This window comes from Streptomyces speibonae (assembly GCF_984686075.1).
The window spans coordinates 8,370,048-8,391,035 of record NZ_OZ480260.1; the positions used below are offsets into that span (position 1 = coordinate 8,370,048).

At 70.4% G+C, this 20,988-nt stretch carries 20 protein-coding genes and 2 CRISPR repeat arrays; of the genes, 16 read left to right on the forward strand and 4 right to left on the reverse strand.

Annotated features, from left to right (window positions below):
* The first annotated feature begins 219 nt into the window (after nt 1-219).
* The 7 genes from casA to cas2e all read left to right on the forward strand — a co-directional run bounded on the left by casA (nt 220) and on the right by cas2e (nt 7,326).
* Nucleotides 220-1,911 (forward strand): type I-E CRISPR-associated protein Cse1/CasA, encoded by a 1,692-nt coding sequence (casA, locus tag AC5L3C_RS37425; protein ID WP_493653638.1) that lies wholly within the window; start codon nt 220-222, stop codon nt 1,909-1,911.
* Nucleotides 1,908-3,113 carry a type I-E CRISPR-associated protein Cse2/CasB gene (casB, locus tag AC5L3C_RS37430; RefSeq protein ID WP_493653639.1) on the forward strand — a complete coding sequence of 402 codons (1,206 nt, stop codon included), beginning with the start codon at nt 1,908-1,910 and terminating at the stop codon, nt 3,111-3,113. Before casA ends, casB begins: the two co-directional genes overlap by 4 nt.
* A 130-nt stretch (nt 3,114-3,243) precedes the next feature.
* Nucleotides 3,244-4,422: a type I-E CRISPR-associated protein Cas7/Cse4/CasC gene (gene cas7e, locus AC5L3C_RS37435; RefSeq protein ID WP_493653641.1), complete on the forward strand. Its 1,179-nt coding sequence runs from the start codon at nt 3,244-3,246 to the stop codon at nt 4,420-4,422.
* The gene (gene cas5e, locus AC5L3C_RS37440) at nt 4,419-5,219 is read left to right on the forward strand and encodes a type I-E CRISPR-associated protein Cas5/CasD (protein ID WP_493653643.1); all 801 of its coding nucleotides are present in this window, start codon (nt 4,419-4,421) and stop codon (nt 5,217-5,219) included. Before cas7e ends, cas5e begins: the two co-directional genes overlap by 4 nt.
* 4 nt (nt 5,220-5,223) lie before the next feature.
* Entirely contained in the window at nt 5,224-6,009 is a 786-nt protein-coding gene (gene cas6e, locus AC5L3C_RS37445; RefSeq protein ID WP_493653644.1) for a type I-E CRISPR-associated protein Cas6/Cse3/CasE, read from the forward strand.
* On the forward strand, nt 6,002-6,985 hold the full coding sequence (gene cas1e, locus AC5L3C_RS37450; RefSeq protein WP_493653646.1) for a type I-E CRISPR-associated endonuclease Cas1e: 984 nt from the start codon (nt 6,002-6,004) through the stop codon (nt 6,983-6,985). Before cas6e ends, cas1e begins: the two co-directional genes overlap by 8 nt.
* Nucleotides 6,982-7,326: a type I-E CRISPR-associated endoribonuclease Cas2e gene (gene cas2e, locus AC5L3C_RS37455; protein ID WP_493653647.1), complete on the forward strand. Its 345-nt coding sequence runs from the start codon at nt 6,982-6,984 to the stop codon at nt 7,324-7,326. Before cas1e ends, cas2e begins: the two co-directional genes overlap by 4 nt.
* 21 nt (nt 7,327-7,347) lie before the next feature.
* A CRISPR array of direct repeats spans nt 7,348-7,803; the repeat unit is 28 nt; unit sequence GTCGTCCCCGCGCCCGCGGGGGTAGCTC.
* A gap of 94 nt (nt 7,804-7,897) precedes the next feature.
* Nucleotides 7,898-8,413: a CRISPR direct-repeat array (repeat unit 28 nt; unit sequence GTCGTCCCCGCGCCCGCGGGGGTAGCTC).
* 177 nt (nt 8,414-8,590) lie between these two features.
* Here the strand turns inward: cas2e and AC5L3C_RS37460 are convergent.
* Together AC5L3C_RS37460 and AC5L3C_RS37465 are read right to left on the reverse strand one after the other, a co-directional pair.
* On the reverse strand, nt 8,591-9,127 hold the full coding sequence (locus tag AC5L3C_RS37460) for a hypothetical protein (protein WP_493653649.1): 537 nt from the start codon (nt 9,125-9,127) through the stop codon (nt 8,591-8,593).
* Nucleotides 9,128-9,156: 29 nt separating this feature from the next.
* Nucleotides 9,157-10,266 carry a C40 family peptidase gene (locus AC5L3C_RS37465; RefSeq protein WP_493653650.1) on the reverse strand — a complete coding sequence of 370 codons (1,110 nt, stop codon included), beginning with the start codon at nt 10,264-10,266 and terminating at the stop codon, nt 9,157-9,159.
* 251 nt (nt 10,267-10,517) lie between these two features.
* On the opposite strand from AC5L3C_RS37465, the gene AC5L3C_RS37470 reads away from it, so the two are divergent.
* From AC5L3C_RS37470 to AC5L3C_RS37510, 9 genes are read left to right on the forward strand one after another with little or no spacing between them, the layout of a single operon-like run.
* The gene (locus AC5L3C_RS37470) at nt 10,518-11,405 is read left to right on the forward strand and encodes a hypothetical protein (RefSeq protein WP_493653651.1); all 888 of its coding nucleotides are present in this window, start codon (nt 10,518-10,520) and stop codon (nt 11,403-11,405) included.
* A 13-nt stretch (nt 11,406-11,418) separates the two neighbouring features.
* A complete protein-coding gene (locus AC5L3C_RS37475) occupies nt 11,419-11,748 on the forward strand; it encodes a hypothetical protein (protein ID WP_493653653.1) in 330 nt (109 codons plus the stop codon).
* A 10-nt stretch (nt 11,749-11,758) separates the two neighbouring features.
* Nucleotides 11,759-12,523 (forward strand): hypothetical protein, encoded by a 765-nt coding sequence (locus AC5L3C_RS37480; protein WP_493653655.1) that lies wholly within the window; start codon nt 11,759-11,761, stop codon nt 12,521-12,523.
* Nucleotides 12,513-14,435, forward strand: a complete 1,923-nt coding sequence (locus AC5L3C_RS37485) for a TrbL/VirB6 family protein (protein WP_493653657.1) — start codon at nt 12,513-12,515, stop codon at nt 14,433-14,435. Before AC5L3C_RS37480 ends, AC5L3C_RS37485 begins: the two co-directional genes overlap by 11 nt.
* 3 nt (nt 14,436-14,438) lie before the next feature.
* Nucleotides 14,439-15,968, forward strand: coding sequence for an SCO6880 family protein (locus AC5L3C_RS37490; protein ID WP_493653658.1), 1,530 nt, complete (start codon nt 14,439-14,441; stop codon nt 15,966-15,968).
* Nucleotides 15,968-17,530: a putative type IV secretion/conjugal transfer ATPase gene (locus tag AC5L3C_RS37495; RefSeq protein ID WP_493653660.1), complete on the forward strand. Its 1,563-nt coding sequence runs from the start codon at nt 15,968-15,970 to the stop codon at nt 17,528-17,530. Before AC5L3C_RS37490 ends, AC5L3C_RS37495 begins: the two co-directional genes overlap by 1 nt.
* Nucleotides 17,531-17,532: 2 nt before the next feature.
* Nucleotides 17,533-19,269, forward strand: a complete 1,737-nt coding sequence (locus AC5L3C_RS37500) for a type IV secretory system conjugative DNA transfer family protein (protein WP_493653661.1) — start codon at nt 17,533-17,535, stop codon at nt 19,267-19,269.
* The gene (locus AC5L3C_RS37505; RefSeq protein ID WP_493653663.1) at nt 19,262-19,780 is read left to right on the forward strand and encodes a hypothetical protein; all 519 of its coding nucleotides are present in this window, start codon (nt 19,262-19,264) and stop codon (nt 19,778-19,780) included. Before AC5L3C_RS37500 ends, AC5L3C_RS37505 begins: the two co-directional genes overlap by 8 nt.
* A 2-nt stretch (nt 19,781-19,782) precedes the next feature.
* Entirely contained in the window at nt 19,783-20,031 is a 249-nt protein-coding gene (locus tag AC5L3C_RS37510; RefSeq protein WP_493653664.1) for a hypothetical protein, read from the forward strand.
* Between the two features lie 304 nt (nt 20,032-20,335).
* On the opposite strand, the gene AC5L3C_RS37515 is transcribed toward AC5L3C_RS37510, so the two are convergent.
* Complete coding sequence (locus tag AC5L3C_RS37515; protein ID WP_493653665.1) at nt 20,336-20,785, reverse strand: group II intron maturase-specific domain-containing protein; 450 nt, start codon at nt 20,783-20,785, stop codon at nt 20,336-20,338.
* Nucleotides 20,786-20,797: 12 nt separating this feature from the next.
* Entirely contained in the window at nt 20,798-20,944 is a 147-nt protein-coding gene (locus AC5L3C_RS37520; RefSeq protein WP_493653666.1) for a hypothetical protein, read from the reverse strand.
* Between the last annotated feature and the right edge of the window lie 44 nt (nt 20,945-20,988).

Below are 20,988 nucleotides of genomic sequence, written 5' to 3' on the forward strand. Positions count from 1 at the left end.
GAGCCGTGCGAAGGATACCCGTTCTTTGTTGGTACCTCTGTGGCCGGTTAGTCCGCTGCTTCAGCTTTGTCCAATCCGCTTGAAGTACCGAGCGTTCGGTGCAACTCTGTCGGAGACCGGTCGGGGCCAACTCCACCACGGGTCCGGGGAGTTGGCCCATCCGTCGCCGTGTTCGCGGGACACGACGCGGCACATTCAGCACATGGAGGGGGGACCGCCATGGCCAGCGAGGGAGACCTCGTCCACGAGGCATGGCTTACTGTCGTCGTTTGTGACGGCTTCCAGAAGGCTGTCGGCCTGCTGGAAGCATTATCCGAAGCGCACAGGATCCGGCGCCTGGAACTGCCGGTGCACTCGATGCTGCCGGTGGTGCTCCGCCAGTTGCTGCTGCCGATCACGTTCGACACCCTCGGGGTGCCGCGGAGCCGGCAGGAGTGGGGGGAACGGTTCCGCCGGGGGAAGTTCTCCGAGGAGGAACTCACGCGCCTCAGGGAGTACCTGGGCCCCAGCCGTTACGGGAACCGGTTCCGGCTTTTCGACACGGAGCGCCCGTTCGGGCAGGTCGCAGAGCTGAAAGCGCTGAACGGGGACACGAAGTCCGCCGCGCAGTTGGTGCCGTCGGTGGCGTCGGGCAACAACGTGCCCCTGTTCAGTGCGCTGTGTGAGGCGGACGAGCTGCTGCTGACGCCGGGCGACGCCTTGCTGTGGCTGCTGCATGTGCACTGCTGGGACACGGCGTCGATCAAGACCGGCGCCGAGGGCGACCCGCAGGCGAAGAACGGCAAGACGACCGGCAACCCGACCGGGCCTCTGGGCCAGCTCGGTGTCGTCGTCCCCACCGGAGCGACGCTGTACGAGACGCTGCTGCTGAACACGCCGGTGCTGCCCGACGGCCTCGAGGCCGGTGACCGGCCGCAGTGGGCCTGGGACGAGCGTCCGGCGAGCCTCGGCTGCAAGTCGCCGGCCGCCCCCACCTGGTCGGAGCGCCCGACGAGTGGGCTGTTGGATCTGCTGACCTTCCAGGCGCGCAGGGTGCGGCTGTTCACCTGCGAAACGGAGCAGGGGTTGCGGGTGAACCGGGTGATCGTGTCCGCCGGTGACCGGCTGGCGCGGACTCCCCAGTACGAACCACACACCGCGTGGCAGCACACGGCCAAACCGAAGAAGGGCCAGCCGCACCAGCGGCCTCGTCGGCATACCTCGGGCCGGGCGGCCTGGCAGGGACTGAGCACCCTCCTGGCGATGTCCCTGCCCGAGCAGGGCGACGGGCCCTACACGTCGCTGCTGCTGCGGCAGATCGGCGATCTCCAAGCCGACCAGGTACTTTCCCAGCGGTACCCGCTCGGTGTGGAGACTTCGGGCCTCGAGTACGGCACGCAGTCCGCCGTGGTGGAGAACGCGATCGGCGACGACCTGCCCCTGCCCGTCAACGCACTGCTCGCCCAGGACGAGTGGCTGCGTGAAGCCCTGTTGGAGTGCGTCGACCAGGCCGACCGGGTGGCCAGGGCGCTCGACGGTCTCAACAACGACCTGCGGCGCGCCTCGGGCGGTGATCCGCTGCCCAGGGACAAGGGCAGCCGGCCGTCCGCCCAGTTTCTGCACTCCCTCGACCGGACCATGCGCCGCTTTCTCGTCGGGCTGCGGACCGTCGGGGAGGACGACGGTGATCTCCTTGAGCGCGCCCGGCTGGCCTGGGAACAGTCCGTGCAGATTGCCGCGAACCGGGAGGCCGGCCTGCTGCTTGCGGCCGCCCCGCCGCGTGCCGTCGTGGGCCGCACCGTCAGGAACGGTGACAAGGAGTTCGTGTACCGCAGCGGCAAGGCCATCGGCGTCTTCCGGGCGAAGATCGCCGAGATTCTGGAGCGGGCCACGAAGGAACGCCGCGCCACGACGAAGGAGGCGGCTGCATGACGTCTCTCCACAGCACCAGCACTGGCAATACGCGTCCCTGGGCGGGCCGCGCACGGCAGTTCTTCTGGGAGGAGGCTGTCAGGGACTGGCAGTCGAACCGGAGTGAAGGACGACGTCCGCAATTCTCCGAGTACGTCGTACGCAGCCTCAGGGCCGTGCGTGACGGCGTGGGCCGAGAGGCCGGAACCGTCGCGCCCATGCGGGCCGTCCACCGCATCTCCCTCCCGGGCGAGGGCGTGGACCGTCTTCCCGACTCGTACGTCGCTGAGCACTACGCACTGACGTTGTTCGGTCTGCACCAGCACGCCGCGTCCGAACCCGTCCACCAGCCCGGCATTGGGCTGGGCACCGCGTGCCTGAGACTGCGGCGAAGCGAAGCGCTGACGCAAACCGCTCTGGAACGGCGGCTGACCGCGGCCGCCACTGCCCAGGACCTTCACGAACTGGCACAGCACCTGCAGCGGCTCGTGCCGCTGCTGCTGCAGGCGAGCATCGGCCTGGACTACACCCGCCTGTTCCATGAGCTGGCCCGGTGGGACGGGCCGGGCAGGAACCGCACGCTGCGGGCCTGGGGCCTGCAGTACACCGACCCCGGTACCCCCGTCCCACGCAGCGACGAGGACGAGCAAGGCGCCGGGGCCGACCGCGAGCCCGCACCGTACTGGGCGACATTCGAACCCGGCAGCGGGGCCGCCGGTGCGGAACTGGCCGCGCTGCGCTCGGGTATCGGGCGCGAGGCGGGGACCGTGGCCGCCATGTGGGCGTTCCACCGCACCCGCATGGAGTTCGCGTGGCGCGACAAGGGAGCCCTCACGCGGGACCTGGCGGCCGAGCACGCGGCCCTCACCCTCTTCGCCCGTCACCAGCAGACGCACGTCGTCCGTCGGATGCACATCGCGGGCAACAGCCCGGGCACCGCTGCCGGCCTGCTCGCCAAGAAGGCGGCCACCGACGGCGAAGGCAAGAGCGCCACCACGGCGCTGGAGCGGCGCTTCGGCGTCCTGCTCACCTCCGCCGACGCCGACGAACTCGTCATGCATCTGAGATCCTTCGTACCGCTGCTGAACCAGGCCTGCGTCGGACTCGACTACGACCTGCTCCGCGACGCCCTGCGTGCCTGGGACGACCCTCGCCGTCCGGACGCCGCCGCGTCCTTCCGGCAGAACTGGGACCGCGACTTCCACGCCATGGCGACCTCCTGACGTCACCGCCACCCGGCCCGCCTTGGCGCGCGGCATTCCCGGCACATCGGGAACCTGCGTACGCCACCACTTCGACCCTCATCCCTGCGTGCCGCCTCAGCGGTGCCCCATGCCTTAAAGGAGCCATGCCATGAGCCAGCCCACCCTCTTCGTCGAGGTCCACATCCTGCAGAGCCTGCCGCCGTCCAATGTGAACCGGGACGACTCCGGAACTCCCAAGCAGGCCGTCTACGGCGGTGCACGCCGCGCCCGTGTCTCCTCTCAGGCATGGAAGCGGGCCACCCGCACCGAGTACGCCAAGCACGTGCCGGAGACCGACCGGGCCACCCGCACCAAGCGGATTGCCACCCTTCTCGCCCAGCGCCTTGCCTGTTCCGTCGACAAGGGCGGAGCCGGTCTCGCGAAGGAGCCGGCCGACCGCCTGGCCGCCGCCCTGCTTGAGCCGCTCGGCATCACCAAGTCCGCCAAGAAGGACGACCAGTCCGCCTACCTGCTGTTCTTCGGGAAGAAGCAGCTCGACGACCTGGTCCGGCTGCTCGAGGGCCGAGCCGCCGAGCTCGCAGCTCTGCCCGACGACGACCTCAACAACGAGGTGAAGAAGCTCTCCGTCGTCAAGACGCTGTCCACCGGGCACCCGGCGGAGGTCGCCCTGTTCGGCCGCATGGTCGCCGACCTGCCCGCCCTGAACGTGGACGCCTCCGTCCAGGTCGCGCACGCCCTGTCCACCCACGCCGTGCGCACCGAGTTCGACTACTACACCGCGGTCGACGACGAGAACACGGATGACCACGGCGCCGGCATGATCGGCACCGTCGAGTTCAACTCCTCCACCCTGTACCGCTACGCCGTCCTGGGCGTGCACCAGCTGCGTGACAACCTCACCGATGCCGAGGAGACCCGCAGGACGGCGGTCGGGTTTGTCGACGCGTTCGCCCGGTCCATGCCGACCGGACACCAGAACTCCTTCGCCCACCGCACCCTGCCCCACCTCGTGCTGCTCACCGTCCGCGCCGACCAGCCTGTGAACCTGGTCTCCGCCTACGAGGAGCCCGTCACCGGCGTTACCGGCCTGGCCTCGGAATCCGTGGTGCGGCTCGCTGACGAGCTCAAGGCGGTCGGCGAGACCTGGGGCGACAAGCCGCTGCGGACCCTGGCCACCTACACCGCCGAAGGCGACAAGATCACCGAAGTCTTCGGCTCCTCCCTGCCCTTCCCCGCCTTGCTCGACGCCGTCGACGACCTGGTCGGAAAGTGGCTCGCCGGTGGCGAGAACGCGCTTGCCGAGACCGCGGAGGGCGGCGCCCGATGACCGGCACCGACCAGGCCGTCCTCGTGCTGCGGCTGGCCGCCCCGCTCCAGTCCTGGGGCGGACCCTCCCGCTACAACCGGCGCGAAACGCGTCCCCAGCCCACCAAGTCCGGCATCCTGGGACTCCTGTCCGCGGCCGAGGGCCGCGACCGCGAGGCCTCCCTCACCGACCTGCTCGGCCTGCAGCTCGGCGTCCGGGTCGACCAGCCCGGCACGCTGCTGCGGGACTACCACACCTACAGCGACTACCGCGGGCTGCCGCTGCTGTCGGCCAAGGCCAACGCCAAGGGACAGCAGACCAGGACCACCCCGCCCAAGTACACCGGCGTCACCCAGCGTTTTTACCTCCAGGACGCCGTCTTCGTCGCCGCCCTCCGCGGCCCGGAAACCCTGATGCAGAGCCTGGGAGAGGCCGTCCGCAACCCTGTCTTCCCACTCTCCCTCGGCCGCCGCTCCTGCCCGCCCACCGGCCCCGTCAGCCTCGGGCTGCGGCCCGATACAGGGCTGAAGGACGTGCTGAAGCAGGTGCCGTGGCAGGCGGGCAGCCACCGCCGCAGCCAGGTCCAGGACGCCACCGTGTCCCTGGAGGCCACCGTCGAGGACCCGGCCGGCGACCACCTCGCCGTCGACGTCCCCGACACCTACGACCTCAAGACCGGAACCACCTTCGGCCGCCGTGCCGTGCGCCACCTCTGGGTCACCGTGCCCACCGGCCACGCGCAGCCCGCCGAACCCGCACCGGACACCGGCGGCGCCGGACAGTCCGGCCACGATCCGTTCGCCCTCCTGGGCTGGTGACCACATGTCCTACCTGTCGAAGATCGCCCTCAACCCGCGCCGCCGCGCCGCCGTGGCCCTGCTCTCCAGCCCGCACCGCCTGCACGCCGCAGTCCTGTCCGGACTGGCTGTGCAACCTGTCACCGAACGCGTCCTGTGGCGCCTGGAGAACAACACCCCGCACCGGGCCGACATCCTCGTCCTCACCGAGAGCCGCCCTTCCTGGGCTCACCTCGTCGACGAAGCAGGCTGGCCCGGAGCCGACGGCGGCAACCCGCTTGTCGCCGACTACACGCCGCTGCTCGAACGCCTCGCCCGCGGCCGCGAATTCGGCTTCCGCCTCACCGCCAACCCCGTCCAGAACGTCGCCAGGCCCAGCCGGCCGAGCGAACAGCAGGCTGCCCGCATGAAGGAAGGAGCCGATGACGGCAGCCGGCACCGCGGCTTCCGCGTCGCCCACCGCACCGCCGCCCAGCAACTCGAGTGGCTCCTCAAACGGTGCGAACGCCACGGCTTCGCCATCCCCGACGCCACCGCCGCACCTCCCGCCCCAGGCCTGCAGACCCAGAACCAAGACCTGTCCGCCGGACCCGCCGTGACCGTCGTCAGCCGCGACATCCTCCGCTTCCGCAAGCGCCCCGACGGGCCCCGCGTCACCCTGTCCACCGCCACCTTCGAAGGCCGCCTCCGCGTCACCGACCCCGACACCTTGCGTGCCACCCTCCTCAGCGGTATCGGCCCCGCCAAGGGCTACGGACAAGGCCTGCTCACCCTCGCCCCGCTCCGCACCAACGAGGCAGACCATGGCTGAGCCCTGGTGGCGGACCGGGCCACAGGACGTCCACCGGCTCGAGGACCGCATCACCAGCCTCTACGCCGAACGCTGCCACATCGACCGAGACGACAACGCCATCGTTCTGGTCAACAAGGCACGCACCGTCCACGTCCCGGCCGCCTGGCTCGCAGTCCTCCTCATCGGACCCGGCAGCCGCATCACCCACCCCGCCGTCACCCTGCTCGCCGACTCCGGCACTGCCGTGTGCTGGGTCGGCGAGCAGGGCGTGCGCCTGTACGCCACCGGCACCAGCACCGCGCGAGGCTGCCAACTCCAACTGCGTCAGGCCTGGCTGGTCACCCGCCCCAAGGAACGCGTCGCCGTCGCCCGCCGCATGTACGACATGCGCTTCCCAGGCGAAGACACCACCGGCCTGACCCTTCAACAACTCCGCGGCAGAGAGGGCACCCGCATCCGCAGGCTCTACGCCCAGCACGCCGAACGGACCGGAGTGCCCTGGACCAAACGCGACTACAAACCAGGTGACGCGTTCGCCGCCGGTGACGACGTCAACCGGCTCCTGTCCGCTGCCAACTCGGCCCTTTACGGCATCTGCCACGCAGCCATCACCGGGCTGGGCGCCAGCCCGGCCCTCGGCTTCGTCCACACCGGCAACGCCCTCTCCTTCGTCCTGGACATCGCCGACCTCTACAAAGCCGAGTTCACCATCCCCCTCGCCTTCGACCTCACCGCAAAGGGCCTTACCTCGGAACGCGACGCGCGTACTGCCCTGAGGGACGCCGCCGTCCACGGCAAACTCCTGCCCCGCATCGTCACCGACATCAAGCGACTCCTCGTCCCTGACGGCGGCGACCTGCCGGACGAGGATTTCGGCGCCCTCTGGGACGACGGCGAAACCGTCGTCAGCAGCGGCCGCAACTGGAGCGCCACGCACCACCTCGACATCATCCCCGAACCGGCCGAGCCCACCTCCGCAGGTACAGCCCCGTGAGCGCCGGAACGACCGTGGTCGTGCTCATCGCGGCCCCACCCGGGCTCCGGGGACACCTCACCCGCTGGTTCGTAGAAGTGGCCGCCGGCGTCTACGTCGGCAACCCCAACCCTCGCATCCGAGACCGTCTTTGGAACCTCCTCGCCGAGCGCATCCACGACGGCCAGGCCGTCATGATCGAACCCGCTGCCACGGAACAGGGCTGGACCGCCCGCACCGCCGGCCGCAACCGCTGGACTCCCGTCGACTTCGACGGCCTGACCCTCATGGCTCGCCCACGCCAGAACGGACAGCCCTGGCGACCCGCGAACGAGGTAAAGCAAAATAACCTGCCCACCTGACAACACCGCAGGTCAGAAAGTGTCGTCCCCGCGCCCGCGGGGGTAGCTCGGTACGCTCCTCTCGGTGATGCGTTGACAGCACGTCGTCCCCGCGCCCGCGGGGGTAGCTCCCACACCCGGGACCCCTCTACGGGGTCCGCGATGTCGTCCCCGCGCCCGCGGGGGTAGCTCGGGCTCACCGCGGGCGGTGGCAGCCTGGTGATCGTCGTCCCCGCGCCCGCGGGGGTAGCTCCTCCGCGATCGCCCGCCGCCAGACCATCGCTCTGTCGTCCCCGCGCCCGCGGGGGTAGCTCCGCGGCCTTGAGCGTCATGTTGACGCCGGAGTCGTCGTCCCCGCGCCCGCGGGGGTAGCTCCGTCCCCACGAACGCCCAGCCGCCGCTGGACAAGTCGTCCCCGCGCCCGCGGGGGTAGCTCCGGGAGGCAGGTGGCCGTGCTGGTGCCCGCGTCGTCGTCCCCGCGCCCGCGGGGGTAGCTCGGTCGCCGAGGTCTCGGTCAGCTACGACGGCCCGTCGTCCCCGCGCCCGCGGGGGGTAGCTCGTGGAACACCCGGCCCTCGGCCTCCGGGAGCGAGTCGTCCCCGCGCCCGCGGGGGTAGCTCGCAAGCGCGGCACCGCCGACGTCTACGCGGCGGGTCGTCCCCGCGCCCGCGGGGGTAGCTCCAGCCACTCACCGGGGTTCTCGGGGTCGGTCTGGTCGTCCCCGCGCCCGCGGGGGTAGCTCCTTCTCCACCAACTTCGAGTGGATCGCCTATGTGTCGTCCCCGCGCCCGCGGGGGTAGCTCCGGCGGCGGGTACCTGATGTGCCGGGCGGTCCGGTCGTCCCCGCGCCCGCGGGGGTAGCTCCCGAGGGTGGGGAACTCGCCCTCGAACTCGGGGGTCGTCCCCGCGCCCGCGGGGGTAGCTCCACGGTCGACGTCGCCGGCGCGATGCTCGTGCAGTCGTCCCCGCGCCCGCGGGGGTAGCTCGCCCTTGGTGACGGTCACCTGGCCGCCCGTGCCGTCGTCCCCGCGCCCGCGGGGGTAGCTCAACGCCGGCGATACGGGATCCCAGGGAGGAGAGGTCGTCCCCGCGCCCGCGGGGTTGGCCCCTCGGCGTTGGCGCGGGTCTCGGCGACGTCCTTCTGCTCCCCGCACCCGCAAGGACGAGCCCACGCCTCCGCCATCTGCAACCGGCCCACGCGGATGGGCTGCAGCCTGCTTTCCGCGCTGAGACCGCGTCGTTGACCGGAAGTTCGAGTTCCGGGGTCCGGGGTCCGGGAGGAGGATCAGGCCCTCTTCAGCGGCTCGGGCATGGTGGTGGACGGCAGAGCGACGGCGTACAGCCGTTCCCGGATGCGGTGCACGATCGGGGAGCCGGTGCCGTGGATGTCGCTGGCGATCGTCAGCAGGTCGGTGCCCAGGCGCTGCCGGTCGGCCTGCGGCGGCATCGCCTGCCACAGGCTGTAGGCGCGGCGGGTGGCCGCCTCGACGTCGGGGTGTCCGGGACCCTGAACGGTGACGCGCAGTTGTGCAGCGTGCAGGTACCAGGCAAGGCCCGAGCAATGGTCGCCGGCGAGGGCGGCGAGGTAGCCCCGTACTTCGCGGACCTGGACCGTGTGCAGGTGAAGGTCGCCGTGCTCGGCGGTGACGTCCTGGTCGAGCCGGGAGGCAAGGGCGGTGGCGTCAGCCAGGTTCCCGGTGCGGGCGACCTCGGCCACCTGCACGAGCCGGGCGCGCAGCGTCTCGGGAGCGAGCCCGGGTGCGGGTGCGGTCCAGAACTCCGGTGTCACCGTCCCCCAAGGGCGGTAGAGCGGTTCGGACATGGTCGCACCCTCCTGCGGGGGATCGGGAATCACCAGTCCACCACCCGGCGGACCTCGGTGATGCGGGTCAGGTAGCTGGTGCTGTTGCGCCAGCTTTCGTACGTGACGATCCGGGTCCTCACCCCGGTACGCGGCGCCTCGATGATCAGGCCGTTGCCGATGTACATGCCGACATGCCCGGGCCTCGCGTCCGAACCGTCGGATCCGGGGTTGAACACCAGGTCGCCCGGTTTGGGCTTGTCGATGTCGACCTGCCTGCCGGCGTCCACCTGCGCGTACGTGGTCCGCGGGATGCTCACTCCGGCTGCCCGGTAGGCCTGCTGCATCAACGAGGAGCAGTCGCACCAGCGGGCCGGGTCCTGGCCCAGGGCGTCGGTGCAGTCGCCGCCCAGCCGGTACCAGCCTCCTCGCTGCTTCAGCGCCCACGAGACGGCCACGCGTACCTCCTGCGGTGTTCCCTCGGCCAGTTCGTACCCGACGGGCAGACTGCCGTCCTCGCTCGACGCCGGGGCGGCGAAGTCGGCCGACATCCGCAGGATGCGCTGCACGTAGTGATACGTCTGGCCGCCGGCGAACGAGGACGGCGGTACGCCCCTGTACTGGTCGACCCGGCCCCATCCCGCGTTGTACGCGGCGAGGGCGAGCTCGATCGGGGAGCCGTTGTACTGCGGGTGTGCCTTGCCCTTCTTCAGCAGGGAACACATCAGCCGGCCCTGTGCCGGGATGGCGTCCTCGGGGTCCCACACGTCCTTCCTGCCGTCGCCGTTGCCGTCCACCCCCCATGTCTTCCAGGTGCCGGGGATGAACTGGGCGATGCCGCTCGCGAGGGGATCGCCGTTCTCGTCCTTGGACTGCGCGTGAGGGTTGAAGTCGCTCTCCTGTTTGAGCTGCGCGGCGAGCACCGCGGGTGACAACCCTTCCTTGCAATCGGCGGCTGCCTGAAGGATGAGCGGCGCGTACTGAGCGGGCACTCCGTTCTTGCCGATCCGCAGCCCGCCGACCAGGTTGCCGAAATCGCCGCCCTCGTCCTCGTCGAACGTGGTGACCAGCAGAACCACACTCAGCCCCAGCGTGACCGGCGTCATCACGAATCCCAGTCCGAGGGTCAGCAGACCCCGCCTGACCGCCTTGCCTGCCACGGAGCCCCCTCTTGACCTGTGCTCAGATTTGCTCCCTCAAATCTGAAATTCAGACTCCGGGATGAGAGTCGGACGGTGAATCGTAGCGTGACGACGCGTGACGATGTGTCATTATTCCTCGCCAGGGTGACGCAAGTTCCTTGATGGTCGATGGTGTCGGTTGCGCGTGTAGGGTTCGCTGCGAGGGTGGTGAAAGTGGGCCACCGTGCGGGAAATTAGCATGTGCGAATGTTTTGTGGAGGGTGTGGGGGATGGTGCGTGAACAGGCTGAAGCCGTCCCTGAGCTGCCCCTGAACGCGCGGTTGTCGGTGCCGGTGATGGCCGCCACCGGCGGAAGTGGCCGCACCACGGTCGCAGGGTTCCTGGCTGCCGGGCTGGCCGCGAGCGGCTCGACGGTGGTCCTGGACCTCGCTCCTCGGCTGACGTCTGCCTGGCCCGCCCGGTTCGCCGAGCAGCAGGCGGGCGGGCTCGCAGCGCTGCCCCCGGACCGGCCGCTGACCCGGTCCGCAGTCCAGCAGGCGTGTGCCGTCGGCGCCGGCGCGGGCGGCTCCTCCTGGCACGTTCTGTCCGACGGGCGGGAGTGGCACGCTCAGCCTCTGGCTCTGCCCGAAGTCCCCGCTGCCTGGTACCAGTTGGCCGCTCTCGGCGGCTGGCAGGTCGTTGTCGCGGACACCGCCCATCCACTTGCCCACGACGTCCTCACCGCACGCAGCACTGGCGGGACCGGGCACACCCGCGGCTGGTACGACCTGCCGTACGCGGTGCCCGTCCTGTGCGCGAACGCCACCGCCCAGGGTGTGCGAAGCCTGCAGCAGGCGGTCATGGTTCTGCACGCCGAAGGCCTGCCGCTCCGACGCACCGTCGTCGCCCTGGTCGCGACAGGCCACGGCCGCCCGCCGGTTGCCGTACGAGCCGCGGCGACCATGCTCACCTCCCTCACCGCTGCGGTGGTGCACGTGCCCTACGACCCGCAGATCCGCGCCCGCTCCCTGGCTGCCGCCCGCTTGCGCTCACGCACCCTGCAGGCCGCCGCTCAACTCACCGGAGCCGTCCTGGCCGCGGCACGTGTCGCCTGGGGCGATCCGCTGCCGGACGCGCCGCAGCCCGCTCCGGTCACCCCCGCCGTCACTGCTTCTTGACGAGGAATCGGATATGAGTCAGATCCTGGCCGGCCTGAGTGCCGTCGCCGCCGACCCGCAGTGGCACACCCTTGCCGACGCGGTCCCCGACGTCGTCCCGGAGATGCCCAAGGACGTCGACAAGCCGGTGCAGTCCCTTCTGAACTGGACCGCGGGACTCGGTCTGGCGGCGGCCGTCCTGGGCGGCCTGCTCGGCTGGGCCGCGGTCGCCGTCGGACACAACAGTGAACGAGCTGCCCTGGCCGCACGCGGTAAGCAGGCCATCCTCTGGAGCCTGTTCGGAGCCGGCGGCATCGGGGTCACCGCTGCGCTGGTGACCACCTTCTACACCATGGGCAAGTGAGGAAGGGCCCGTGAGCGACGGCAAGACCCGCAGGGCCCGGCTCACGCTCGCCGGGCTGGGCATTCTGGTGGTGGGTGCGCTGGCCGGCGGGGGAGTGACCGCGGCCACCGTGCTGGGAGGGGACGACCACCGCCCGAGCACATCGGTGCCCGCGTCCACCGCGGCCGAGTCGGCGGCCCCCTCCGGGAGCCGGCAAACGGCGATGACCCCGGAGAAGGCCCGCACACTCGTCCTGGAGGAACCGACCGGCCAGAAGGACGGGCTGTCCACCGGATTCTCCAAGGGCCCCGTCGGGGCGATCTCCACCGCCGTCCACTTCTGGGAGGAGTACGCCTTCCTCGACGATCAGAAGGCCCGTCAGCAACTCGAGGCCATCACCTCCCCGGATGCCGATGGATATGCCGACGAGCAGGTCTCCGAGGTGCGCAGGCTGCGCGAGGAGGTCGGCCTTCCCCCGTCCGGCGGCACACCTGCCGGGATCACCTTCAGCACCACGGTCAACGCCGTCCGGGCGACATCCTTGGCCGGGACCGGCGGGAAGGTCGTACAGATCTGGATGAACTACGACCGGTACGCCACGAAGGCCGATGGCAGCCCGGACGACGAACCGCTCAAGGACGAGGACACCGACCTGCTGCTGAAGTGGCAGAACGGCGCCTGGAAGATCACGGACGAACCCGAGTACCGGGAGAAGCGCTCCTTCCCTCGTGCCTACTTCCCCGACTCCCACGTCTCCTGGTCCGACGGCTGGCAGCAGGTGAGGCATGCGGACTGAGCGATCATCCCGCTTCCTGTCCCGTTCCGTCCTCGTGCTGACCGCCCTTCTGATCTGCTTGGGCACCGGCTTGAGCACCGCTCCGGCGGCGCCGGCCAAGGACGACCCGAAGTACCACCTCGACTTCGGACCCGACAGCGGCAAGCAGTGTCCGGTCGACTGGAGTGGCGGCGCACCCTGCGGCATCGACAAGCAGGGCAGCTACTGCCGCTACGACGAGATCAACGACGACAGCGTCTGTCGCATGCCGGAAGCCGGCGAGATGCCGGGCACCGTCGGACTGTGTGAGAACGCGGGCGGCGAGAAGTCGCCGGAATGCAGTGACGAGGAATGGAAGGCGGTCGAGAAGAAGAAGCTGGAGAAGTGGCGCAGGACCAACCTCGCGCTGGTGCAGAAGGGCGAGCTCGACCGGGCCGACTTCGACAAGCGGTTCACGTTTCTCGACAAGTGCGTCGACAAGGGTTCGTCGCTCGCTTCCTGCAAGGACGAGGCCAACGAGAAGCACGGCCCGGTGGGCGGGCGGACACTGGGCGACTGGGTCGGCGAGAAGGTCTCCGGGCTGGCCCGCGACGCCCTGGAAGAAGCGGCGCAGTACATCGGCAACGCCGTCGTCTGGCTGCTCGAGCAGTTCGCCGACATCTTCAACGATGCCTCCAGCATCGACCTCGGCAGCACCGGCATCAGTGACCCGATGGGCATCGCCACCGCGCTGTCCGCGGTACTGGCCGTATTCCTCCTGCTGCTGCAGTTCGGGAAGGTGTCCGTCAGCCACCGCGGTGAGCACGCGGCGACGGCGGTCTTCGGCCTGGCGAAGTGGGCGCTGATCACCGCCGCGTACTGGACGGTGACCACCACGGCGCTGCAGCTGTCCGACGCGATCTCGACCTGGATCATCGACTACTCCTTCGCCGGCGGTGAAGGCGCCGGCGCGGACGAGGCCATGAAGACCCAGTTCGGCAAGCTGTTCGGCGGCCTGATCATCGGTGGCGGAGGCACTGCCACCGTGGGCGGGGCACTGGTCACCGGCCAGGGCGTCGCAGCGGCCGCCGTCGCCGTGGTGATCATCATCGGCATCGTGTGCATCCTGGCCATCGGTGCGCTGTGGATCGAGATGATCCTGAGGCAGGCCGGAATCATGATCCTGGTCGCCACCATGCCGATCGTGCTGGTCGGCCAGATGTCCGACGCCACGAAGGACTGGTGGCCCAAGGCCCGCGACGCGCTGCTGGCGCTCATCCTGATGAAGCCGGTGATCGTCTTCTGCTTCTCGATCGGCTTCTTCGCCCTCGCCGAGGGCGAAGGCATGCAGAACGTGATCGTGGGCCTGGTCATCTTCCTGATGGCGTGCTTGTGCTGGCCCGTCCTGGCGAAGTTCATGACCTTCTCCGCGCTCGGTGCCGGCGCCTCCATGGCAGGCGGACTGATCAGTTCCCTGGGCTCATCCGCCGCATCGATGGGCGGCGGCTACCGGCCGGAACTCGGCGGCGCGGGTGCCGTCGGCGGTGGCCCCGCCTACACACGTGCTCTGGAGCGGGACAACACGCAGATCCAGGCGAGCGGCTCCAACGCGCACACCAGCGGGGGCTTTTGGACCAATGAGTCGCTCAAGGCCCGTACCAAGGGGCCCGGAGGGCGCCTCGGTACCCGGGTGACCGGACCACTCGGCCTGGGACTGCAGGTCCTGTCCGTGGGCAAGGACACCCTCGAGTCGGGCGTGGCCAACACCGCCGCGCACGCCGGACTGGACTCCGCCCTGCCCGGCGGCCGTCACGTCGTCATCCCGCCTCGCGGCCCCGACACGGCGGGCCTCCTTCCGGCCGTCCAGGAGCAGGCACCACAGCCGCGGCCGGACACCGCGCCCCTGATCACCGGCCCGCCGAACACCGACATCCCGTCACCGAGGGAGGGATAGCCGATGTCCCGCTCCACCCCCGTCACCTACGGCGGATGGCAGTCCGAGCGCAGCGGGTTCATGGGGCGGCTCTCCGGAGCCGGATTCGCCCTGGTCGTCGGCGGATGCGTCCTCCTGCTCACACCGGTCAACCTGGGCAGCTGGACGGCCGCGTTCGTCTGCGTGCCGTCGGCCGCCGTGCTCTTCGCGCTCGCCTTCGGGCGGGTGCTGGGCCTGAGCGCCGACGAATGGATCCTTCTCGCAGTGAGGCATCAGATCAACGTGGCCACCAGGCGCAACATCTTCCGGTCCGGAGCGTTCGCACCTCGCTCGAGGACGACCGGGCAGCAGCCGATGGACCTGCCCGGTGTGCTGGCCCGGCTCCGCTTCCTGGAAGCCCCCGACGGCCTCGGCGGCACCCTCGGCGTCTCCCACGATCCCGTCGCGGGCACGTACACGGCCGTGGCCCGGATCACTTTCCCCGGCCTGGCGCTCATCGACAGCGACCGGCAGACCGCCCGGGTCGCGGCGTGGGCGGGCTTCCTGCGCGGCTTCTGCACAGAGGACTCTCCGATCGTCCGGATCGCCGTGCACCAGCGGTGCCTGCCCGGCGACGGGGCGGCGTTGCGTTCCTGGACCGACCGGCACGTCGCAGCGGACGCCCCCAAGGAGGCCGTCGCCGCCCTCACGGAGCTGATGGAAGGCGCCGGCCCGGCCGCCACCACCCGCGAGACCTACCTCTCGGTCACCCTGTCCGCGCCCAGGGCCCGGCTGGCCGTCAAGGGCGCGGGCGGCGGCCAGGTCGGCGCAGCCGCGGTCCTGGTGCGCGAACTGCACGCGATGCACAGCTCCCTGTCCTCGGCGAGCCTGCAGGTCGTCGAGTGGCTCGCCCCGCGCACCCTGGCCCAGGTGGTGCGCACGGCGTACGACCCGGAGGCGCAGTTGATGCTCGCCACCCGCAACGCCGCCGCCCAGGCGCCGGGCTGGCAGGGCCTCGAGCCGGGCGTGGCCACCGCGCTGGCGGGACCCGCGCATGCCGAGACCGACTGGGGCACCTACCGACACGACGGGGCGTGGACCGTCTCCTACCAGATCCGGACCTGGCCGCAGGCGGACGTGTACGCCACCTTCCTGCAGCCGCTTCTGCGGCCACGGCAGAACGCCCGCCGCAGTCTGAGCATCGTCTACGAGCCTGTCGGACCGCGCCGGGCCCGCCAGGACCTCGCCCGCGAGAAGGCCAAGCGGGAATCCGCCCGCAAACTGCGCTCCAAGACCGGTCAGGACGAGTCCGCCGACGAGCTGCTCGAGTCCCAGAAGGCCAGGGCGCAGGACGTCGCCCGTGCCTCCGGACAGGGTGTGGTGCGGCTGACCGCGGTGCTCGCCGTCACCGTCACCGACCCGGGCGAGCTGGAGACCGCCTGCGCCGAACTGCAGGCGGACGCGGCCGCTTCCGGGCTGGAGCTGCGCCGCATGTGGGGTGCCCAGGACGTCGGCTTCGCAGCCGCCGCGCTGCCGCTGGGACAGGGACTACCGGACCGGAGGATCGGGTTCTGATGCCGCTGCCGTTGTCGTTCAAGCGTCGCGACGCCGGCGCGACCGTGCTGAAGGAGTCCGCGTTCGGCAGGAACGCGGGCCTGGAACAGCGGTCCGCGCAGGCGTCGCCGACGGTGCCGAGCGCCCGCGACCGACGCCGCGCGCGACTGCTGGAGGACTCCGCGACGGTGATGAGGATCGCGCCGAGAAGAGGCTGGGCGCAGGCGTACGCGGGGCGTGCCGCCGCGCTGCCCCGTGTCGAGGCTGTCCGCGCCGACACCGCCAACGCCGCGGGCGCCTACCCGTTCCTGCACGCCGCCTCCCTCCCGCCCGTGGGCGCGTACATCGGGCAGAACACCCTGACCACCGAGGCGTTCAGCGCGCACCCGGCGGTGTGGGTGAAGGAGGGGCTGTGCACCAACCCCAACGTGATGATCACCGGCATCCCCGGCAGCGGGAAGAGCGCGCACATCAAGGCCCTGTGCTTCAGGCTGATGGCGTTCGGCCACCGGACCCTCATCGCCGGTGACGTCAAGGGCGAGTACGCCGCTCTCTGCCGCCACCTGGGCGTGGAACCGGTCCGGCTCGGCCCCGGCCTGCCCGGCCGCGTCAACCCGCTGGACGCCGGGCCGCTCGGCCAGGGTCTGGAAAGGATCAAGGACCCGGGCGAGCTGAACAACCGGCTCAGGGAGATCCACCGCCGGCGGCTCACCTTGCTCAAAGCCCTGCTGGAGCTGCAGCTGCGCCGCAACCTGCTGCCGCAGGAGGAGGAGGCCCTCGACATCGCCGTACGCGAGGTCTCCGGTGAACTGCACGGACGGACCCGGCTCGAGACGCCGACGCTGCCACTCGTCTACGACAGACTGCGCGACCCCACGGACGCCATGGCCGCGGAGCTGCGCGTGCGTGACGGCGAGGTGCAGCGGGCCCGCGAACAGATGGAATCCATCCGCTCCGCTCTCGGCGCCATGGTCAACGGTCACGTCGCCGGACTCTTCGACGACCGGACCAGCATCGGCCTGGACTGGGACGCCCCGGTCCAGAGCGTCGACATCTCCGCCCTCGAGCAGTACGGCGACGAAACCGTGGCCATGGTCCTCACCTGCGTCTCGTCCTGGGCGCAGGCCGCCATCGACCGGCCCGGCAACCGGCCGTGGATCGTGGTGCGCGACGAGCTGTGGCGGCAGATGCGCTCCGGCGGGGCCTCCCAGGTCAAGAAGATCGACGCCGACCTGCGGCTGAGCCGCGCGAGCGGCACCATCCAGATCCTCGCCACCCACCGCCTGAGCGACTTCGAAGGGGTCGGCGCCGCCGGATCCGAGGCCGTCAACATCGCCAAGGACCTCATCAGTTCGTGCGAGACCCGCATCCAGCTCGCCCAGGACACCCGCCCGCTGGCCATCACTCGCGAGGCGATCGGCCTGACTGACGCCGAATGCGACCTGATCGGCTCCTGGGGCGCGGGACAACGCGGCCGTGCCCTGTGGAAGGTCGGCCGCGGCGGAGGCTCGCACGCCGTGCAGCTGATGCTCTCCCACACCGAGGAACAGCTCTTCGAGACCGACGAGAAGATGGTGCTCTAGACGTGGCCGGCAAGCCCGCAGGCAACGGGCTCGACGACAGCACACTGTTCGCCGCGTACGGCGCGGGCCTCGCCGTCGCTCTCGGCGGGGCGGTGCTGCTGGCCGGACCGCTGGCCGCGCTGCTGGCCGGGCGGGGCTGGGCGCGCTCCGGCGTGAGCCTGCCGGAAACCGTACTGCGCGCCGTGGTCGACGGGCCCGGTTCGGTTTTCACCCCGGCCCCGCCCGGCTGGCTGTTCTACCTGCTGGTCGCGGTGCTGCTGCTGACGTTCTTCCTGCTCCTGCTCAAGGCCGTCACCAAGCTGAACCTCGGCGGCGGGTCCACCGGCGGCGCGCAGTGGGGTGGCGCGAAGGTCGAGCGCAGGCTCAAGGCCCCGCAGGACCCCGTCCGGCGGGCCAACCGCATCACCGCCGGGCGCGGCACGCACACGGGCGCGGTCGTGGCCGCGCAGCCCAACATCTCGGCGACCGTGTTCGGCGTGCCCGGAAGCAGCAAGACCACCGGCCTGGTCCTGCCCAACGCCGCCGAATGGCAGGGCCCTCTGGTGGTGACCACCACCAAGGCCGCCGACCTCGACATCATCCACGCCCGCCGCCGTGCCCTCGGCCCGGTCTGGGTGATCGCTCCCGCGGGCATCCCGGGCCGGGAGACGAACAGGTGGTCGCCGGTGGAGTACTGCACCGACGCCAAGGCCGCCGACCGCATGGCAGCCTGGATGGCCGAATCGTCGGCGTCCGGGGACAGCAAGCGGGCCGCGCCCTGGATCGACCAGGCCAAGAGCGTCCTCAAGGGCGTGCTCCTCGCCGCGAACCTCTCCGGCGGCGGCATCAACGCCATGCGCCGCTGGCTCTCCCTGGGCAAGGACGCCGTCGACCACGTCCGCTCCGTGCTCCAGCAGCACGGCTTCACCGAGGTCGCCGACGACTACGCCTCCCCCTGGCTGCGCCTGCACGAGGACGGCATCGGCTCCATCCAGTTCAGCCTCAACGTCCTCGCCCGCGTCTACGCCGACGAGGAGGTCCGCGAGACCTGCGCCGGCACCGACTTCACCGTCGAGGACCTGCTGAACAGGAACGGCACCGTGTGCCTGATCGCGTCCGAGGCCGACGCGGAACGCTTCGCCCCGCTGCTGACCTCGATCATCGCCTCGATCATCCACGGCGCCGAGGCCGCCTACAACGCCACCGGCAAGCCCCTCGCCCCCGGACTCGGCGTGCTGGTCGACGAGGCGGGCAACATGCTCCGCTATCCGCGCCTGCCCAACATCCTCACCACCGGCCGCGGTATGGGCATCGTCGTGCTGACGGTGTGGCACGACCTGTCCCAGCTGCGCGACCGGCTCGGCGTGCAGAAGGCCAACACCGTGCTGTCCGCGAGCGGCCTGCGCATGCTGCTGCCCGGCTGCGGCGACCTGGAGACCCTGCGGTACTTCTCCGGCCTGTACGGCCGCACCGAGACCCTGCGCACCTCGCACGGCCGCTCCCGCGGCGAGTTCACGACCAACACCTCACCCACCGAGACCGACCTCGCGCCGGTCCACTCCCTGCAGCAGCTGAAGGAGTTCACCGCGATCGCGCAGTACTCCAACCAGCCTCCGATCAAGGTGAGGATGCGGCTGACCTTCCGCGACCGCGACCTCAAGCGGCTGCTGTCAGCACCCCGCCCAGCCACCGGGAAGAGGCCGACGACCTCGGACAAGGAAGCGGCCCCCGCGACGGGGGAGGTGGGTGGCCGTGGCTGACTTCCCGGACAACCCGGCGGCTCTGTGGCCCGCCGTGCCGCCGGCACAGACCGAAGCGCCCCCGCCGAGGCGCTGGGTGTGGTCGGCCATGGAACCCCCCGAACGCCGTACGCGGCTGCGCGAACTGCGGACCTGGGTGGAATGGCTGCGCCACACCGCCGAGCTGCACAACGAGATCCCTCCCTGCTGGTACCGGCACCGCTGGGTACGGGAGATGCTCACCGCCCTCTACGTGGGCTGGCTGCGCACCTACGAGGGCGAGAAGACACCGGGACGCGAGCTCGCCGAGGCAGATTGGATCAACACGCTGCACGCCTTCAAGCCGCACATGAAGCTCCCCGCCTGCGTCGGCGGCCACCAGGAACCTCCGCTGCCTCCGCCGCCGGACCCGAACGCCGACGAGGAGTGGGAGCTGTACCTGGCCACCTCCACCGACACCACGGATCCGGCACGGCACCCGGCCGAGGCGGAGGTGCGGCGGATGACTGCCGCGCTGGATCCACCGATGTAGCCGTGAGTGATCGTTGCAGCGGTTTCCAGAGGGAGCCGCTGGAGGCGGTGATCTGCTCATCCTTCCTTGGCCGCGACGGGCTCTGCCGTATACCACCTGGTCCGTTCGTCTCCACCGATGACGTGCTGCTCGGCTGGGAGGAGAACGGCACCGCCACCGTGCTCAAGGTCGCCCACTTTGCCCACGCCGCCGTTGCCGGCAACACCCGCTCCGGAAGATCGACCGCTGTCAACACCACTCTGCTCGCGTAAGCATTGACCTGCCCGGCGCTTCGGCCGACTCCTCAGCCGGGCAGGGCTTCGCCGCATCCGCTTGTTGAGTCGGCCCGGGGCGCGGTGCTGGGATTGCTCCCGGTCCGTTTCCCCGGACCGCTCGCCGAACCCGCCGTACCGATCTCTCGGTAACGGGCTCTCCACGGTGTCTGCCGTCAGGCAGTGGCGGGCCAGGGGCTTGGGATCTTGTTGCCCCGGTAGGTGTAGCGGGAGACCGTTACACCTTGCAGCCGGTAGTACTCGATCTCGTCGGCCGCGATCACCCACCGCCCGGAGGCGGTTTTCAGGTGGCGGCGCAGTTGACCCCAGTTCCAGCCGTGGCGGGCCCGCAGCATGTGGACGAGTCTCCACCAGGTGAAGGAATCCAGCTTGCTGTGCTGAAGGTCCACTTCGCCACGGCATGACGGAAGTAGTTGGCCCAGCCCCGCATGATCTGGCCCAGCCGGGTCAGGGTCGAGGCGAGGTCCCACTGCGATGTCTTGTGCGTCAGGGCACGGATCTTCGCCTTCAAGGTCCGGACGGGCCGGGGATCGATGAAGGTGTAGACGTACCACTTGTTCGTCCCCCTCTCGCGCTTCCACCGGATGCGGAAGCCGAGGAAGGCAAACCCGTCGCTGAGGTGGATCACTTGGGTTTTGGCTGGTGACAGCCGTAGCCCCATGGTGGCCAGCACACCGGCGACGTCTTCGCGCAGCGCTTCGGTGTCCTCGCGCGAACCATGCACCAAGATCACCAGGTCGTCGGCTTAACGGATGATCCGCCATGTCGGCCGGCCCCGGGAGTGCCGGTAGGTTCGCTTCCCCCGGGTGGACATCGCCCCGCCGTCCTTCCACGGCGCCATCACGTGCTCGTCGAGCGCGGACAGCGCGATGTTGAAGATCAGCGGTGACACAGAAGCCTCGCCAGAAACACCTGGCGAGGCTTCTCGCTTTTCTC

Coding starts and splice junctions, on each gene's coding strand:
- casA (WP_493653638.1), top strand. CDS start 220: ATGGCCAGCGAGGGAGACCTCGTCCACGAGGCATGGCTTACTGTCGTC.
- casB (WP_493653639.1), top strand. CDS start 1,908: ATGACGTCTCTCCACAGCACCAGCACTGGCAATACGCGTCCCTGGGCG.
- cas7e (WP_493653641.1), top strand. CDS start 3,244: ATGAGCCAGCCCACCCTCTTCGTCGAGGTCCACATCCTGCAGAGCCTG.
- cas5e (WP_493653643.1), top strand. CDS start 4,419: ATGACCGGCACCGACCAGGCCGTCCTCGTGCTGCGGCTGGCCGCCCCG.
- cas6e (WP_493653644.1), top strand. CDS start 5,224: ATGTCCTACCTGTCGAAGATCGCCCTCAACCCGCGCCGCCGCGCCGCC.
- cas1e (WP_493653646.1), top strand. CDS start 6,002: ATGGCTGAGCCCTGGTGGCGGACCGGGCCACAGGACGTCCACCGGCTC.
- AC5L3C_RS37460 (WP_493653649.1), bottom strand. CDS start 9,127: ATGTCCGAACCGCTCTACCGCCCTTGGGGGACGGTGACACCGGAGTTC.
- AC5L3C_RS37470 (WP_493653651.1), top strand. CDS start 10,518: ATGGTGCGTGAACAGGCTGAAGCCGTCCCTGAGCTGCCCCTGAACGCG.
- AC5L3C_RS37475 (WP_493653653.1), top strand. CDS start 11,419: ATGAGTCAGATCCTGGCCGGCCTGAGTGCCGTCGCCGCCGACCCGCAG.
- AC5L3C_RS37485 (WP_493653657.1), top strand. CDS start 12,513: ATGCGGACTGAGCGATCATCCCGCTTCCTGTCCCGTTCCGTCCTCGTG.
- AC5L3C_RS37490 (WP_493653658.1), top strand. CDS start 14,439: ATGTCCCGCTCCACCCCCGTCACCTACGGCGGATGGCAGTCCGAGCGC.
- AC5L3C_RS37495 (WP_493653660.1), top strand. CDS start 15,968: ATGCCGCTGCCGTTGTCGTTCAAGCGTCGCGACGCCGGCGCGACCGTG.